General features: G+C 67.6%; 15 protein-coding genes. 9 read left to right on the top strand and 6 right to left on the bottom strand.

The features are described from left to right. Positions 1 to 226: 226 nt before the first annotated feature. Both AAC979_RS17010 and acnA read right to left on the bottom strand, forming a co-directional pair. Complete coding sequence (locus AAC979_RS17010) at positions 227 to 1045, bottom strand: DUF1223 domain-containing protein (RefSeq protein ID WP_371348082.1); 819 nt, start codon at positions 1043 to 1045, stop codon at positions 227 to 229. A 279-nt stretch (positions 1046 to 1324) separates the two neighbouring features. Then, positions 1325 to 4009: an aconitate hydratase AcnA gene (gene acnA, locus AAC979_RS17005; protein WP_371348081.1), complete on the bottom strand. Its 2685-nt coding sequence runs from the start codon at positions 4007 to 4009 to the stop codon at positions 1325 to 1327. Positions 4010 to 4229: 220 nt separating this feature from the next. Between acnA and ccmA the strand changes: the two genes are divergently transcribed. The 8 genes from ccmA to tenA all read left to right on the top strand — a co-directional run bounded on the left by ccmA (position 4230) and on the right by tenA (position 11589). Then, entirely contained in the window at positions 4230 to 4868 is a 639-nt protein-coding gene (gene ccmA / locus AAC979_RS17000; RefSeq protein ID WP_371348080.1) for a heme ABC exporter ATP-binding protein CcmA, read from the top strand. Next, entirely contained in the window at positions 4865 to 5536 is a 672-nt protein-coding gene (gene ccmB / locus AAC979_RS16995) for a heme exporter protein CcmB (protein WP_371348079.1), read from the top strand. The genes ccmA and ccmB overlap by 4 nt, the downstream gene beginning before the upstream one ends. 351 nt (positions 5537 to 5887) lie before the next feature. After that, positions 5888 to 6442 carry a F0F1 ATP synthase subunit delta gene (locus AAC979_RS16990; protein WP_371348078.1) on the top strand — a complete coding sequence of 185 codons (555 nt, stop codon included), beginning with the start codon at positions 5888 to 5890 and terminating at the stop codon, positions 6440 to 6442. Beyond that, positions 6442 to 7974, top strand: coding sequence for a F0F1 ATP synthase subunit alpha (gene atpA / locus AAC979_RS16985; protein WP_244450186.1), 1533 nt, complete (start codon positions 6442 to 6444; stop codon positions 7972 to 7974). The genes AAC979_RS16990 and atpA overlap by 1 nt, the downstream gene beginning before the upstream one ends. A gap of 24 nt (positions 7975 to 7998) precedes the next feature. After that, positions 7999 to 8877, top strand: coding sequence for a F0F1 ATP synthase subunit gamma (locus tag AAC979_RS16980; protein ID WP_371348077.1), 879 nt, complete (start codon positions 7999 to 8001; stop codon positions 8875 to 8877). Positions 8878 to 8902: 25 nt separating this feature from the next. Then, the gene (gene atpD / locus AAC979_RS16975) at positions 8903 to 10336 is read left to right on the top strand and encodes a F0F1 ATP synthase subunit beta (protein WP_371348076.1); all 1434 of its coding nucleotides are present in this window, start codon (positions 8903 to 8905) and stop codon (positions 10334 to 10336) included. A gap of 68 nt (positions 10337 to 10404) precedes the next feature. After that, positions 10405 to 10821, top strand: a complete 417-nt coding sequence (locus AAC979_RS16970) for a F0F1 ATP synthase subunit epsilon (RefSeq protein ID WP_371348075.1) — start codon at positions 10405 to 10407, stop codon at positions 10819 to 10821. 90 nt (positions 10822 to 10911) lie between these two features. Continuing rightward, entirely contained in the window at positions 10912 to 11589 is a 678-nt protein-coding gene (tenA, locus tag AAC979_RS16965) for a thiaminase II (protein ID WP_371348074.1), read from the top strand. A 64-nt stretch (positions 11590 to 11653) separates the two neighbouring features. Here the strand turns inward: tenA and infA are convergent, their stop codons facing one another. Both infA and AAC979_RS16955 read right to left on the bottom strand, forming a co-directional pair. Next, positions 11654 to 11935: a translation initiation factor IF-1 gene (gene infA, locus AAC979_RS16960; protein ID WP_013168254.1), complete on the bottom strand. Its 282-nt coding sequence runs from the start codon at positions 11933 to 11935 to the stop codon at positions 11654 to 11656. 161 nt (positions 11936 to 12096) lie between these two features. Then, the gene (locus tag AAC979_RS16955) at positions 12097 to 13530 is read right to left on the bottom strand and encodes a DEAD/DEAH box helicase (protein WP_371348073.1); all 1434 of its coding nucleotides are present in this window, start codon (positions 13528 to 13530) and stop codon (positions 12097 to 12099) included. Positions 13531 to 13824: 294 nt separating this feature from the next. Between AAC979_RS16955 and AAC979_RS16950 the strand changes: the two genes are divergently transcribed. Further along, entirely contained in the window at positions 13825 to 14553 is a 729-nt protein-coding gene (locus AAC979_RS16950) for a class I SAM-dependent methyltransferase (RefSeq protein ID WP_371348072.1), read from the top strand. Between the two features lie 6 nt (positions 14554 to 14559). Here the strand turns inward: AAC979_RS16950 and metW are convergent, their stop codons facing one another. Together metW and AAC979_RS16940 are read right to left on the bottom strand one after the other, a co-directional pair. Next, entirely contained in the window at positions 14560 to 15213 is a 654-nt protein-coding gene (gene metW / locus AAC979_RS16945; RefSeq protein WP_371348071.1) for a methionine biosynthesis protein MetW, read from the bottom strand. Beyond that, positions 15213 to 16415 (bottom strand): homoserine O-acetyltransferase, encoded by a 1203-nt coding sequence (locus AAC979_RS16940; protein ID WP_371348070.1) that lies wholly within the window; start codon positions 16413 to 16415, stop codon positions 15213 to 15215. Before AAC979_RS16940 ends, metW begins: the two co-directional genes overlap by 1 nt. Positions 16416 to 16425 lie beyond the last annotated feature (10 nt).

Genomic DNA, 16425 nt, shown 5'->3' with positions numbered 1-16425 from the left:
GCGCCTGGCCAGCCCTCAAGGGAGCAATTCGGGGATTGAACCTAGATAACGTCAGGCCGGCCCACAAACGCCGCGGGGGGCTGGGGGGCTGGGAAACCGATGCGCTCGCGAACCGGCCCAACGCTATGAAAGCAACGATGGAGGGCGGGCGGGGCATGGCAAGGGCCGAATTCGGGCAGCCTTGTGTTTTCCGTTAACGAGAGCGTGATTCCGGTGGCTGAATGTATCAGTCCAGCGGCTGCAGCGCCGCGCCGAGCACGGCGCCCGGCTCCGTCGAGGAGCCCGTCTGGACGAACACCGCCACCGCGTCGATGCCCTCGCCCGGCGCGCGGTGCACCGGCGCCTCGAAGCGCACCGGCGTCCCCTCGAAGGTGCCGAGCTTAACCCAGCCACGCACCACATTGTGGTAGACGACACGGGCGCCTTCATTCTCGCCCCGGCCGATCTCGACACCCATGCGGCTTGCCACCGGGCAGAGCCAGACCTCGGCCTTGGCCGCGCCGGGCATGGCGCCGATGTCCACCGTCACCCGGTCGCCGCGGGTGGCCACGGAGACCGGCAGAGCCGGCGACGGGCTGGATTCGAGGGCGCGTTCCAGCGCCACCCGGTCCGAACCGATGGTCATGACGCGGCCGTTCACCACGGCTTGCGGGGTAAACATCTTGCCGTCGCCGCGCATATGCGCATAGGCCTTTTGCCGCAGCGAATGGCCGTGCTTGGCCAGCGTGTCCTTCCAGCCGAGATAGTCCCAGTAATCCACCGCCAAAGTGAGGGCGAGCACATCGGAGCGGGCGGCGAGTTCGCCCATGAGCTTGTCGGCGGGCGGGCAGGAGGAACAGCCCTGGCTGGTGAACAACTCGATCACCGCCTTCGGCGCCGTGATCGGCTTCACCGGCTCGGCCTTGACCGGCAGTTCTTCGGCGCGGGCCCCGGCCGGGGCGGACAGCAGGCCGATCAGGGCGAGGGCAAGGCCCGGGAGCAGCGCGCGGGCGGCGTGGGAGGCGCGGACGCGCGGGCCGAAAGCGGAAGCGTCGGTCAGGGACATCTCGGGCGCTTGTCCTTGGGCGCGGGGACTCAGGGCACGCAGCGGGCAGGCCCGGCAGAGGGCCGCCCTCGCAGGGTTCGGCGCGGGCCATGGCCGGGGTCTCCGGCCGGCCCGCCTCCAAGGCAATAGGACGACGCACGGCGCGCCACCAGTCACATTCGGGTGTCGCCGTTGACGCCGGCGTGACGGGGCGGGGGGCGACGGCGCGGCGGGATGAACATGAAAAGGCCGGCACAGGAGGTATCCCGTGCCGGCTCCTTGTCAAGAAGTCCCGTCGGTTCAGGCGGCGAGATTGCGCAGCACGAAGGGCAGGATGCCGCCATTGCGGAAGTAGTCGAGCTCGTCCAGCGTATCAATGCGGCAGGTGAGCGGGACGTTCTTGATCGTGCCATCGGCGAAGAGGATCTCGGCGATCAGCGTCTGGCGCGGCTTGAGATCGCCCTCAATGCCCTTCAGCGTGACGATCTCGTCGCCCTGAATGCCGAGCGACTGCCAGGATTCGTCGTTCTGGAACACCAGCGGCACCACACCCATGCCGACGAGGTTCGAGCGGTGGATCCGCTCGAAGCTCTGGGCGATGACGGCGCGGATGCCCAGCAGCGCCGTGCCCTTGGCCGCCCAGTCGCGTGAGGAGCCGGTGCCGTATTCCTTGCCGGCGAAGACGACGGTGGGCACGCCTTCCTGCCGGTAGAGCATGGCCGCGTCATAGATCGGCATTTCGGTGCCGTCCGGCCAGTGGCGGGTGAAGCCGCCTTCCTTGCCGGCCAGCATCTGGTTCTTGATGCGGATATTGGCGAAGGTGCCGCGCATCATCACCTGATGATTGCCGCGCCGCGTGCCGTACTGGTTGAAGTCGGCCGGGCGGACCTGATGGTCGCGCAGATAGGCGCCTGCCGGGCTCGCTTCCTTGATCGAACCGGCCGGGGAAATGTGGTCGGTGGTGATGGAATCGAGGAACAGCCCGATCACCCGCGCCTTGATGATGTCGGTGACGGGTTCCGGCTCCATCTTCATGCCCTCGAAATAGGGCGGGTTCTGCACATAGGTGGAACGGTCGTCCCAGGCATAGGTCTCGCCGGCGGGAATGGCGATCTTCTGCCAGTTCTCGTCGCCCTTGAACACGTCCGAGTACTTCTCCTGGAACATCTTCTTGGTGACGTTCTCGCGGATGAAGGTCGCGATTTCCTGGTTCGAGGGCCAGACGTCCTTGAGATAGACGGGCTGACCGTCCGAGCCGGTGCCGAGCGGCTCGGTGGAAAGGTCGATCTGCAGCGAGCCGGCAATGGCGTAGGCGACCACGAGCGGCGGGGAGGCGAGGTAGTTCGCCTTCACATCCGGGTTCACGCGGCCTTCGAAATTGCGGTTGCCGGAGATGACGGCGCCGGCGATCAGGTCGTTCTTGTTGATCGCCTCGGAGATCGCTTCCGGCAGCGGGCCGGAATTGCCGATGCAGGTGGTGCAGCCGAAGCCGACCAGATTGAAGCCGAGCGCGTCGAGGTCGTCCTGCAAGCCGGCGGAGGCGAGATAGCCTTCCACCACCTGGCTGCCGGGGGCGAGCGAGGTCTTCACCCAGGGCTTGGACTTCAGGCCCTTCGCCACCGCGTTGCGGGCGAGCAGGCCGGCGGCGATCAGAACGCTGGGGTTGGACGTGTTGGTGCAGGAGGTGATGGCGGCGATGGTCACGTCGCCATGGCCGAGATCGTAATCGGTGCCGGTCACCGGCACGCGCTTGGCGGTCTCGCCCGCCTTCTTGAACTCGCCTTCCAGCGCGGCGAGGAAGCCCTGCTTGGTGCCGGAGAGCAGGACCCGGTCCTGCGGGCGCTTCGGCCCGGCGAGCGAGGGCAGCACGGTGGAGATGTCGAGCTCCAGCACATCGGTGAACACCGGATCGGCGGTGCCGGCGGTGCGCCACATGCCCTGCGCCTTGGAATAGGCCTCGACCAGCGCGATGCGGTCGTCGGTGCGGCCAGTCTCGTCGAGATAGGCGATGGTCTCCGAATCGACGGGGAAGAAGCCGCAGGTGGCGCCATATTCGGGGGCCATATTGCCGATGGTGGCCCGGTCGGCGAGCGAGAGGTGGTCGAGGCCGGGGCCGAAGAATTCGACGAACTTGCCGACCACGCCCTTCTTGCGCAGCATCTGGGTGACGGTGAGCACGAGATCGGTGGCGGTGATGCCTTCCTTCATCTCGCCGGTGAGCTTGAAACCGATCACCTCGGGAATCAGCATGGAGACCGGCTGGCCGAGCATGGCCGCTTCCGCCTCGATGCCGCCGACGCCCCAGCCCAGCACGCCGAGGCCGTTGACCATGGTGGTATGGCTGTCGGTCCCGACGCAGGTGTCGGGATAGGCGACCGTCGCGCCGTCCTCCTCCTTCGTCCAGACGGTCTGGGCGAGATATTCGAGGTTCACCTGATGGCAGATGCCGGTGCCGGGCGGCACGACGCGGAAATTGTCGAAGGCCGACTGGCCCCATTTCAGGAAGCGGTAGCGTTCCTGGTTCTGCTTGTACTCCTCTTCGACATTCTTGCCGAAGGCGGCGTTGTTGCCGAAGAAATTGACGATCACCGAATGGTCGATGACGAGATCGACCGGCACCAGCGGGTTGATGCGCTTGGGGTCGCCGCCGAGATGCACCATGGCGTCGCGCATGGCGGCGAGGTCGACCACGGCGGGAACGCCGGTGAAGTCCTGCATCAGCACGCGGGCGGGGCGATAGGCGATTTCGTTCTCGACCTTGCCGCGATTGACCAGCCAGTCCTTGATCGAGACGATGTCCTTCTGCGACACCGAGCGGCCATCCTCGAAGCGCAGCAGGTTTTCCAGCAGCACCTTCATCGAGAAAGGCAGGGCCGAGACGCCGTCGAGGCCGTTCTTCTCCGCCTCCGGCAGGCTGTAATAGACGTAGGTCTTGGACCCGACGGTGAGAGTTTTACGGCATTTGAAGCTGTCGAGCGACGTCACGGCTGGCAGGTCCCCGCTAACAAAGTGACAGGATGCGCTGGGCCTTGGAGAGAAGCGGGCTCGCGGGCTATAGCTCAGCTCGGGCGGGCCATGGCAGGGCGCCGGGCGCATCGTTCAGTTTTCTATATAGAGCCATTTCAAACTCCGATCCTAGAGGGCATGACGCGATGCATTGGAAATTTGTGCGGCGCGTCGGCGGCGCTCCGGCACGGGGCCGGTCATGCGGCTGGTGGTGAGCGATCTGGCGTGCCGGCGCGGGGTGCGTCTGCTGTTCGAGCGGCTGGGATTCACGCTGGAGGCCGGCCGTTCGCTCATCGTCACCGGGCCGAACGGCACCGGCAAATCCTCGCTGCTGCGCCTGCTGGCCGGGCTGGCGCGGCCGGAGGCGGGCGTGCTGCGGCTGGAAGGCGCGCCGGAGCCCGAGGATTTCACCGAGGAGACGCACTATCTCGGCCATCTCGACGCGCATAAGGCGAGCCTGAGCGCGCAGGAGAATCTCGCCTTCTGGCGCGCCATGCTCGGCCGCCCGGCGCTTTCCGTCGGCGACGCGATGGAGGCGGTCGGGCTCGGCGGGCTGGAGCGGCTGCCGGTGGCGGTGCTCTCGGCCGGGCAGAAGCGGCGCCTGGCGCTGGCGCGGCTGCTGGTGGCGCGGCGCCCGCTGTGGCTGCTGGACGAGCCGACCACGGCGCTCGACGTGGCGGCGCAGGCGCGCTTCGGCGAACTGGCGCGGGCGCATGTGGCGGCGGGCGGGCTGATCGTTGCCGCGACCCATGCGCCGCTTGATTTCGGCCCGTCCGAGGCGCTCGACCTCGGCGCCTGGCGGCCGGCGCGGCCGCTGCTGGCGGAGGTGGAGGCATGAGCCGCGCCTTTCTCGCGCTGCTCGCCCGCGATCTGCGCCTCGCTTTGCGCGCCGGCGGCGGGGCGGGGCTCGGCGTCGTGTTCTTCCTGGCCGTGGTGGTGGTGACGCCCTTCGCCATCGGCCCGGACCTCGCTTTGCTCGCCCGCATCGGTCCGGCCATCCTGTGGATCGGCGCGCTGCTCGCCTCGCTGATCGGCCTCGACCGGCTGTTCGCGGCAGATGCGGAAGACGGTGCGCTCGATGTGCTCGCCATGGCGCCGCTGCCGCTGGAACTGGTGGCGGCGGCGAAGGGGCTGGCGCACTGGATCGCCACCGGCCTGCCGCTGGTGGTGGCCGCGCCGGTGCTGGCGCTGCTGCTCAACCTCGCCCCGGCGTCGATCGGCGCGCTGACGCTGACCCTGCTGGTCGGCACGCCCGCCATCACCTTTCTCGGCCTGATCGGCGCCGCCTTCGCCGCCGTGTTCCGGCGCGGCGGGCTGCTGGTGGCGGTGCTGGTGATGCCGCTGACCATCCCGGTGCTGATCTTCGCGGTGGCGGCCACCGCAACTGCGCTGGGGGGCACGGTGCCGTTCGGCACGCCGTTCCGCATCCTGCTCGGCCTGTCGCTTGGGGCGCTGGTGCTCGGCCCGGTGGCGGCGGCGGCGGCGCTGCGGGTGGCGCGCGACTGACGCGGCGGGCTCTGGTATGCCAGACGCCGCGACATCCTCGCGCAGGGGTGGAAAACCCGCCGCGCGCGGGCGCGGCGGGCGCGGTGCAACAATGCGCCGCAGGCCGCGCAAAGCCTTGTGCCGGCTTGCAACCGAGCGGGAGCGGGGATTCTCCGGTCGCTACGTCATTTGCCCCGGTTTTTCCCTCACGCGCTCGTGTTGCAGCATGCGGAGAGCCGTGTTAGGGAACCGCCGACTTCACTGTCGGGTAAGGGAAACCCCTACACCGCCTTGAGTTCACTTCCTTCCAGTCCGGAAGCAGCGTCCCCGCCCGGGCGGCGCGCGCACCGGACGAGCCCCGAGAGAGGCAACGTGGCCGAGACCTACGTATCCGGAGTGGCAGGACGCTACGCGACGGCGCTGTTCGAGCTGGCCCGCGACGCCAATGCCGTCGATGCGGTGAAGGCGGACCTGGACCGGTTCAGCGCGATGATCGCCGAGAGCGCGGACCTCAAGCGCCTGGTGCGCAGCCCGGTCTTCGCTTCCGAGGAGCAGGAGAAGGCGGTCGCCGCCCTGCTCGCCAAGGCGGGCATCACCGGCCTCGCCGCCAATTTCTTCAAGACCGTGGCGGCCAATCGCCGTCTGTTCACGGTCGAGACCATCATTCGCGACTTCGGCCTGCTCGTCGCCGCCTTCAAGGGCGAGGTGACGGCGGAAGTCACCGTGGCGCAGCCGCTGTCGGAAGCCCACGCCGCTACGCTGAAGCAGTCGCTCGACACGCTGACCGGCAAGGACGTCAAGCTCGCCATCGAGGTGGATCCCTCGCTCCTGGGCGGGCTGAAGGTCAAGGTCGGCTCGAAGCTCGTCGACGCTTCCCTCAAGACCAAGCTCAATTCGATCCGCACTGCGATGAAAGAGGTTCGCTGATGGATATCCGCGCCGCTGAAATTTCCGCGATCCTCAAGGAGCAGATCAAGAATTTCGGCCAGGAAGCCGAAGTCTCCGAGGTGGGTCAGGTTCTGTCCGTCGGTGACGGCATCGCCCGTATCTACGGTCTCGACAACGTCCAGGCGGGCGAGATGGTCGAGTTCGAGAACGGCACGCGCGGCATGGCGCTGAACCTCGAAATCGACAATGTCGGCGTCGTCATCTTCGGTTCCGACCGCGAGATCATGGAAGGCCAGACGGTCAAGCGCACCGGCGCCATCGTCGACGTTCCGGTCGGCAAGGGCCTGCTCGGCCGCGTCGTCGACGCCCTCGGCAACCCGATCGATGGCAAGGGCCCGATCGAATACACCGAGCGCCGCCGCGTCGACGTGAAGGCCCCCGGCATCATTCCGCGCAAGTCCGTGCATGAGCCGATGCAGACCGGCCTCAAGGCCATCGACGCGCTGATCCCGATCGGTCGTGGCCAGCGCGAGCTGATCATCGGCGACCGTCAGACCGGCAAGACCGCCGTGGCGCTCGACGCGATCCTGAACCAGAAGCCGCTGAACGCCGGCGATGCGCCGGAGAGCCAGAAGCTCTACTGCGTCTATGTCGCGGTCGGCCAGAAGCGCTCCACCGTCGCCCAGTTCGTGAAGGTGCTGGAAGAGCAGGGCGCGCTGGAATATTCCATCGTCGTCGCCGCCACCGCCTCGGACGCCGCGCCGATGCAGTTCCTGGCGCCGTTCGCCGGCACTGCCATGGGCGAGTTCTTCCGCGACAACAGCATGCACGCCCTCATCATTCACGATGACCTGTCCAAGCAGGCCGTGGCGTACCGCCAGATGTCGCTGCTGCTGCGCCGCCCCCCGGGCCGCGAAGCCTATCCCGGCGACGTGTTCTATCTCCACTCGCGCCTGCTGGAGCGCGCCGCCAAGCTCAATGACGAGAACGGCGCCGGCTCGCTGACCGCCCTTCCGGTCATCGAGACCCAGGCCAACGACGTGTCGGCCTACATCCCGACCAATGTGATCTCGATCACCGACGGCCAGATCTTCCTCGAGTCCGACCTGTTCTTCCAGGGCATCCGCCCGGCGGTGAACGTCGGCCTCTCGGTGTCGCGCGTCGGCTCCTCGGCGCAGATCAAGGCGATGAAGCAGGTCGCCGGCAAGATCAAGGGCGAGCTGGCCCAGTATCGCGAACTGGCCGCCTTCGCCCAGTTCGGCTCGGACCTCGATGCCTCGACCCAGAAGCTGCTCAACCGCGGCGCTCGCCTCACCGAGCTGCTGAAGCAGTCGCAGTTCGCGCCGCTGAAGGTGGAAGAGCAGGTCGTGGTGATCTATGCCGGCACCAATGGCTATCTCGACGCCCTGCCGGTGTCGAAGGTGCGGGAGTTCGAGCAGGGCCTCCTGCTGTTCCTCCGCTCCAAGCATGCTGACATTCTCGACACCATCCGCACCTCGAAGGAACTGTCGAAGGACACCGCCGACAAGCTCGTGAAGGCGCTTGACGCCTTCTCGAAGACTTTCGCCTGATCGGCAGAGCGGAGCATCGGGTAGATGGCCAGCCTTAAGGATCTGCGCAATCGCATCGCTTCGGTGAAGGCGACGCAGAAGATCACCAAGGCGATGCAGATGGTCGCTGCCGCCAAGCTGCGGCGCGCCCAGCAGGCCGCTGAGGCCGCGCGTCCCTATGCCCAGCGCATGGAAAGCGTGCTTGGCAACATCGCCGGCACGATTTCCGGCGGGCCGGACGCACCGCTGCTGCTGACCGGCAATGGCAGGGACGACACGCATCTCCTCATCGTGCTGACCGCCGAGCGCGGCCTGTGCGGCGCCTTCAATTCCTCGATCGTGCGCCTCGCCCGCGAGCGCGCGCTGGCGCTGATGGCGCAGGGCAAGACGGTGAAGATCTTCTGCGTCGGCCGCAAGGGCCATGACGCGCTGCGCCGCCTGTTCGAGAAGCAGATCGTCGAGGTTGTCGAGCTGCGCGCCAACAAGGGCGCCACCTTCGCCGACGCGCAGAAGATCGCCGAGAAGATCGGCGCCATGTTCGCCGCCGGCGAGTTTGACGTGGCGACGCAGTTCTTCAGCCGCTTCCAGTCGGTGATCTCGCAGGTGCCGACCGCGCAGCAGCTCATCCCGGCGACCTTCGCCGCGGTGGAGGCACCGAAGGGCGGCGAGTCGGTCTATGAATATGAGCCGGGCGAGGCGGAAATCCTCGCCGATCTGCTGCCGCGCAATCTCGCGGTGCAGATCTTCAAGGCGCTGCTCGAGAACGGCGCGTCCGAGCAGGGCGCGCGCATGAGCGCGATGGACAACGCCACCCGCAATGCGGGTGAAATGATCAAGAAGCAGACTTTGACCTACAACCGCACCCGTCAGGCGATGATCACGAAGGAACTTATCGAGATCATCTCCGGCGCCGAGGCGCTGTGAGGCAGGACCCGGAAGGACGACGAACATGGCTAATGTCGGACGCATCACGCAGGTCATCGGTGCCGTCGTGGACGTGCAGTTCGAGGATCACCTCCCGGAGATCCTGAACGCGCTGGAGACCAAGAATCAGGGCAACCGCCTCGTGCTCGAGGTTGCCCAGCACCTGGGCGAGAACACCGTCCGCACCATCGCGATGGACTCCACCGAGGGTCTCGTGCGTGGCACCGAGGTGAAGGACACCGGCGGCCCGATCTCGGTGCCGGTCGGCGAGGCCTGCCTCGGCCGCATCATGAACGTCATCGGCGAGCCGGTGGACGAAGCCGGCCCGTTGGTCGGCGATTCCACCCGCGGCATCCACCAGCCGGCCCCCTCCTATGCCGAGCAGTCGACCGAGGCGGAAATCCTCGTCACCGGCATCAAGGTGGTCGATCTGCTGGCGCCCTATTCCAAGGGCGGCAAGGTCGGCCTGTTCGGCGGCGCCGGCGTCGGCAAGACCGTGCTGATCATGGAGCTGATCAACAACATCGCCAAGGCGCATGGCGGTTATTCCGTGTTCGCCGGCGTGGGCGAGCGTACCCGCGAGGGTAACGACCTCTATCACGAGATGATCGAGTCGAAGGTGAACGTCGATCCGCACGAGAATGGCGGTTCCTCGGCCGGCTCCAAGTGCGCCCTCGTCTACGGCCAGATGAACGAGCCCCCGGGTGCCCGCGCCCGCGTCGCGCTGACCGGCCTGACCGTCGCCGAGCATTTCCGCGACCAGGGTCAGGACGTGCTGTTCTTCGTCGACAACATCTTCCGCTTCACCCAGGCGGGTTCGGAAGTGTCGGCGCTGCTCGGCCGCATTCCTTCGGCGGTGGGCTACCAGCCGACGCTCGCTACCGACATGGGCGCGCTGCAGGAGCGCATCACCACTACCACCAAGGGTTCGATCACCTCGGTGCAGGCCATTTACGTGCCCGCCGACGACCTGACCGACCCGGCGCCGGCCGCCTCCTTCGCCCATCTTGACGCGACCACGGTTCTCTCGCGCTCGATCGCCGAAAAGGGCATCTACCCGGCGGTCGATCCGCTCGACTCCACCTCGCGCATTCTCTCGCCGCTCGTCATCGGCGAGGAACACTACAATGTGGCGCGCCAGGTGCAGCAGACGCTGCAGCGCTACAAGTCGCTGCAGGACATCATCGCGATCCTGGGCATGGACGAGCTCTCGGAAGAGGACAAGCTCACCGTCGCCCGCGCCCGCAAGATCGAGCGCTTCCTGTCGCAGCCCTTCCACGTCGCCGAAGTCTTCACCGGCTCGCCCGGCAAGCTCGTCGACCTCGCCGACACCATCAAGGGCTTCAAGGGCCTGGTGGAAGGCAAGTATGATCACCTCCCTGAGCAGGCCTTCTACATGGTCGGCACCATTGAAGAGGCGATCGAGAAGGGCAAGAAGATGGCTGCCGAGGCCGCGTGATCCCAGCGCCCCGGCCGTGACGGTACGGGGCGTCGATCATTGACGCTGACGCATCCCCTGGAGGATCCATGGCCACCTTCCCGTTTGAACTCGTCTCGCCCGAGCGTCTCGTCTATTCCGGCGCAGTGACCGAGGTGATCGTCCCCGGCGCTGAAGGCGAGTTTGGCATTCTCGCCGGCCATGCGCCCTTCGTGTCGACGCTGAAGCCCGGCGTGCTGACGATCAAGGGCGACGGCCCCGCCAAGAAGCTGTTCGTGCGCGGCGGCTTCGCCGAGGCCAACCCGGCCGGGCTGACCGTGCTGGCAGAAACCGCCATCCCGCTGGCCGAGCTGCGCGCCGACAATCTCGCGCAGATGATCCGCGACGCCCAGGAAGATGTCGAGGACGCCCGCGACGAGGGCATCCGTGCCAGCCGCCAGCAGTTCCTGGAACAGTTGAAGTCCGCCGCCGCCGCTATCGAGGCGGATGCGCGCAGCCCGCATTGACGGCACGGCGGCGGTTTGCAGGCCGAGCCGATACACCTATGATCCGGGCCGCTGTCACCAGCGGCCCTTTTCATGTCAGGAGCAACGCTCATGAGCGACGGCGCCCATTCCTTCAGTGCCCATGCCTGGGGTCGCAACCTGCCGACCTATGAGGCGATCCGCACCATGCCGTTCAATATGGCGCTCGCGGACGGCACGCTCTCCTCCGAGCGTTTCCGGCATTACATGATCCAGGATGCGCATTACCTCATCGCCTTCGGCCGCGCGCTCGCCGTGGCGGCGGCCAAGGCCGAGGACCCGGACGGGCTGGTCCAGTTCGCCGAGGCGGCCAAGGTCGCTGTCGTGGTCGAGCGCTCGCTGCACACCGATTTCTTCCAGACCTTCGGAGTGGATGCCGACGAGTTCGCGCGCACGCCGATGTCGCCGGTGTGCCACCATTATTCCAGCTTCCTGATCGCTACCGCCTATGCCGAACCCTATCCGGTGGTACTGGCGGCGCTGCTGCCCTGCTTCTGGATCTATGCCGAAGTCGGGCGCGACATTCTCGGGCGGGCCGTGCGGCCGAACCCCTATGACGCCTGGATCGACACCTATGCCGGGGACGAGTTTCACGAGGCGGTCCGGGCGGTGATCGCCACCACCGACCATGCCGCGCGGGGCGCCTCGCCGGCTGTGCTCGCGCATATGCACGCGGCCTATAAGCGGGCCACGGAACTCGAATGGATGTTCTGGGATTCAGCCTGGCGCCTCGCCGACTGGCCGGTTTGAGCGGCGGGCGAGGGGCGGCGCGGGCGAGGGGCGGCGCGGGCGGCCGGGCGAAACGCCCGGCGCCTCAGCGGCGACGACCCGGAGGCGGGCGGCGCTGGCCGCTGCCGATCGGCGGGGTCGGTCCACCGGTCTTGTGGCGGAAATTGATGCGCCCACGCTCGAGGTCATAGGGCGACATCTCGACGACGACGCGGTCGCCGACGATGGTGCGGATGCGGTTCTTCTTCATCTTGCCCGCCGCATAGGCGAGTATCTCGTGTTCATTGTCGAGCACGACGCGGAAATTGCCGTCGGGCAGAACTTCCGTCACGGTGCCGTCGAACTCGAGCAGTTCCTCTTTCGCCATTAATGGCTCTCCTCATACGGGCTGCTGCTGCCCTTGCCGCAAGGCCAATACCCCGGCGGCAGGCATTTGTCTTGTCCTGATAATGCGAGGATGGCGTCCACGCCAGCCTCAGCGATGCCCCACGCGCCCGTTCGGGTGGCGCGGGGCATCGGATCAGGCGGTCACGGGGCCGCGTTATAGGCCTTGCGGCGCGGCGGGCGACGGCCCTCACGGGGCGGGCCATCACGGCGGATGCCGTCAGTGCGGCCTTCGTGGCGCGGGCCGTCGTGATGCGGCCGATCATGGCGGGGACCGTCCTTGCGGGCCTCGCCCTCAGGACGGGGCCCACGATTGAACGGGCGGGCGCCGCGCGGGGCGTCGCTGCGCGGGCCACGGGGCCCGCGCTCCTCGCGCGCCGGGCGCGGACCATCGGAGCGGAAGCCTTCGAGGCGCGGCGCGCCCTCGCGGCGGCTCTCGCCGCGACGGTCGACCGAGGGGATGGTGATCTTGATCAGCCGCTCGATGTCGCGCAGGAAGGCGCGCTCCTCGCCATCGCACAGCGAGATGGCGATGCCCTCGCGACCGGCGCGGGCGGTGCGGCCGATGCGGTGGACATAGCTTTCCGGCACGTTGGGCAGATCGTAATTGATCACATGGCTGACGCCCGGCACGTCGATGCCGCGGGCGGCGATGTCGGTCGCCACCAGCACCTTGACGACGCCCTGGCGGAAGGCGGCCAGTGCCCGCTCGCGCTGGGGCTGCGACTTGTTGCCGTGGATCGCCTCGGCGGCAATGCCCGCCCCGGCGAGGCCCTTCACCACGCGGTCAGCGCCGTGTTTGGTGCGGGAGAAGACGAGCGCGCGGTCGAGATCCGGCTCGGACAGCACTTCGACCAGCAGGTTCGGCTTGCCGGCGCGGTCGGTGAAGAACACCTTCTGCTCGATGCGGTCGGCGGTCTTGGCGACCGGCGTCACCGCGACGCGCACCGGATCGGTCAGCAGTGAATCCGCCAGCTTCTCGATCTCGCGCGGCATGGTGGCGGAGAAGAACAGGTTGCGGCGCTTGGCCGGCAGGCGGGCGCAGATGGCGCGGATGGCATGGATGAAGCCCATGTCGAGCATCTGGTCGGCTTCGTCGAGCACCAGCACCTCGACCATGTCGAGTCGGACGGCGTTGTTCTCCAGGAGGTCGACGAGGCGGCCGGGCGTGGCGACGAGCACATCGACACCGCCGGCCAGCGCGCGAGCCTGACGGCCGATCGGCACGCCGCCAATGGCGAGCGCGGTGGAGGGGCGCACATGCTTGCCGTAGAGCCGGAAGCTCTCAAGAATCTGGCCGGAGAGTTCACGGGTCGGGCTCAGCACCAGCGCGCGGGCGGAGCGGCGCTCCGGGCGGAAGCGGTTGGTGACGAGATGCTGGAGGATGGGCAGCGCGAAGGCGGCGGTCTTGCCGGTGCCGGTCTGGGCGATGCCGATGAGATCGCGGCCCGCCAGAACCTGCGGCACGGCCTGAATCTGGATCGGGGTCGGGGTGGTGTGGTTCGCTTCCGCGAGGGCTTTCAGGATCGGCTCGGCAAGGCCGAGTTCGTTAAAAGTGGTCAAGTAGCGTTCTTTCATGGGCGATTGCGTCCGCGCGCCTTGAGCAGCACGAACCGCGAATCACGGGGTGTTGAGACACCCCGCGTGGCCTGGGACGTCGGCGCTTTCCGATGATGAGGGGCCGAAGACTGCCGCGGCTCAGAAGTGGAGGCGAAGAAGCGGCCAGGAAAACCTGACCGGATCCGGCTCCCAGCCGAAGCGGACATCGAGCGACGCGGCCCCGCTGCGGACGAAGCGCCCGCACACCTCGCCTATGTGGCGCAAAAGGGTGGTGATTTCAAGGCGTCATCGCTCGGGCTATAAGCTTGGGTCATGTATCCGGACGTTGTCGGCCTTCGCAGCTTCTATGCCCAGCCCATCGGCGTGGTGACGCGCCGGCTTGTCGGCCGCGCCATTCGCGCCCGCGCCGGCAATATGCGCGGGCTTTCCGTCCTCGGCATGGGCTATGCGACGCCCTATCTCGGCATTTTTCGCGAGGAGTGCGAGCGGGCCCTCGCCTTCATGCCGGGCGCGCAGGGAGTGACGCGCTGGCCCTCGGCGGCCCCGACGCTCGCCGCCCTGGTGGATGAGACCGAACTGCCGCTGCGCAACGGCATGATCGACCGCGTCATCGCCGTGCATCTGCTGGAGATGACGCCCGATGCCGGCGAGGTGCTGCGTGAGGTGTGGCGGGTGCTGGCGCCGGGCGGGCGTCTCATCTGCGTGGTGCCGAGCCGGCGCGGCATCTGGGCCCGCACCGAGAACAACCCGTTCGGCCATGGACGCCCGTTCTCGCGCACGCAGATCACCGATCTCCTGCGCGGCGCGCTGTTCACGCCCGTCGGCTGGGACGAGGCGCTGTATATGCCGCCGGTGCCGCGCAACTGGTTCCTGCGATCGGCCGTCGCGTGGGAGCGCGTGGGCGCCACGCTGGCGCTGCCCTTCGCTGGCGTGCATATCGTCGAGGCGACCAAGCAGGTCTACAAGCCGGTCCCCAGCAAGCGCCGCGCCCGCCTGCCCGTGTTCGAGCCGGTGCTGGCGCCGCAGCCCATGGGGGGCTGACGGCCCTCACCCCTTGCGCGAGAGCAGGAACACCGCCTGTTCGCCCAGCAGGTTCCACACCGACCAGGGCAGGTTGAAGCGCACCGGGTGGCCATAGCCGTTGAGCGCGGCGGCGCGGTCGATGCGGGCGCCCACTTCCTCCACCAGCGCGACGAAATCGCGGATGGTGCAGAAATGGATGTTCGGCGTGTCGTGCCAGCTATAGGGCAGGTTTTCCGTGCTCGGCATCCGCCCGTTCAGCAACAGGTCGAGCCGCATGCGCCAGAAGCCGAAATTGGGGAAGGAGACGATGGCGTGGCTGCCCACGCGCAGCATCTGCTCCAGTACCCATTTCGGCCGGCGCGTCGCCTGGATGGTCTGTGACAGGATCACATAGTCGAAGGAATTGTCGGGGTAGTCGGCGAGGTCGACATCGGCGTCGCCCTGGATGATGGGAAGCCCGCGCGCCACGCCGGCATTCACCCCCTCGCGCGAGAGTTCAATGCCACGCGCGTCGCAGCCGCGCGTGGTGGCGAGCAGTTCCAGCAACTCGCCGTCGCCCGAGCCGACATCGAGCACGCGCGAGCCGGGGCGGACCATATCGGCGATCAGCAGCAGGTCGACGCGCTTGCCGGATTCGGCCCGCGCGGCTTCGCGCATGGTAAGGTCGCGCGCGGCCATTATTTCACTCCGACCGTGCGGGCGGCGGCATCAATGAAGCCGCGGGTGATGGCGAAGAATTCCGGCTCGTCGAGCAGGAAGGAATCGTGCCCCTTGTCGCTCTCGATCTCGGCGAAGGACACCTGCGCCCCCGCAGCGTTGAGCGCGTGGACGATGGCGCGCGAGTCCGCCGTGGTGAACAGCCAGTCCGAGGTGAAGGAGACCAGGCAGAAGCGGGTCGTGGTGCCCCGGAAGGCATTGGCCAGAACGCCGCCATACTCCCCGGCAAGGTCGAAATAATCCATCGCACGGGTCACGTAGAGATAGGAATTGGCGTCGAAACGGTCGACGAAGGCCTCGCCCTGGTGGCGCAGATAGCTTTCCACCTGGAAATCGGCGTCGAAGGAAAAGGTGTGCCCGTCGCGGTCCTGCAGCCGGCGGCCGAATTTCCGGTGCAGCGAGGAATCCGACATATAGGTGATGTGCGCGGCCATCCGCGCGACCGCGAGGCCACGGCGCGGGCTGGTGCCCTCGGTCAGATAGCGCCCGCCGCGCCATTCCGGATCCGCCATCACCGCCTGACGGCCGACCTCATGGAAGGCGATGTTCTGTGCCGAATGGCGCGCGGCGGTGGCGATGGGCATGGCGGCGAAGACGCGCTCGGGATAGCTCGCCGCCCATTGCAGCACCTGCATGCCGCCCATGGAGCCGCCGACCACGGCGAGCAGCTTCTCGATGCCGAGATGGTCGATCAGCATGGCCTGCGCCCGAACCATGTCACGAATGGTCACCACCGGCAGGTCGAGCCCATAGGGCTGGCCGGTGGCCGGATTGGTGGAGGAGGGGCCGGTGGTGCCGAGACAGCCGCCGAGCACATTCGAGGCGATGACGAAGAAGCGCTCGGTGTCGATCGGCTTGCCCGGGCCGACCAGCGTCTCCCACCAGCCCGGCTTGCCGGTGACGGGATGGACATTGGCCGCGTGCTGGTCGCCCGACAGCGCGTGGCACAGCAGGATGGCGTTGGAGCGCGCCGCGTTCAGCGTGCCATAGGTCTGATAGGCGATCTGGAAGGGGGTGAGCACGCCGCCGGCATCGAGGGCGAGCGGCTTGTCGGCGCCGAAGCGCACCACGGCCGAATGCGGGTTGTCCGCTTCGCCGCGGGCGGCGTCGGAGGAGGGGAGATCGCGGGCCGCAACATCGCGCAGAGCCGTGGGGTCGGACATGGGAACCGTC

The organism is Ancylobacter sp. IITR112 (assembly GCF_041415945.1).
Taxonomy (GTDB): Bacteria; Pseudomonadota; Alphaproteobacteria; order Rhizobiales; family Xanthobacteraceae; genus Ancylobacter.
The sequence above is the reverse complement of the archived record's forward strand: the minus strand, read 5'-3'. Positions and strand labels throughout refer to the sequence as shown.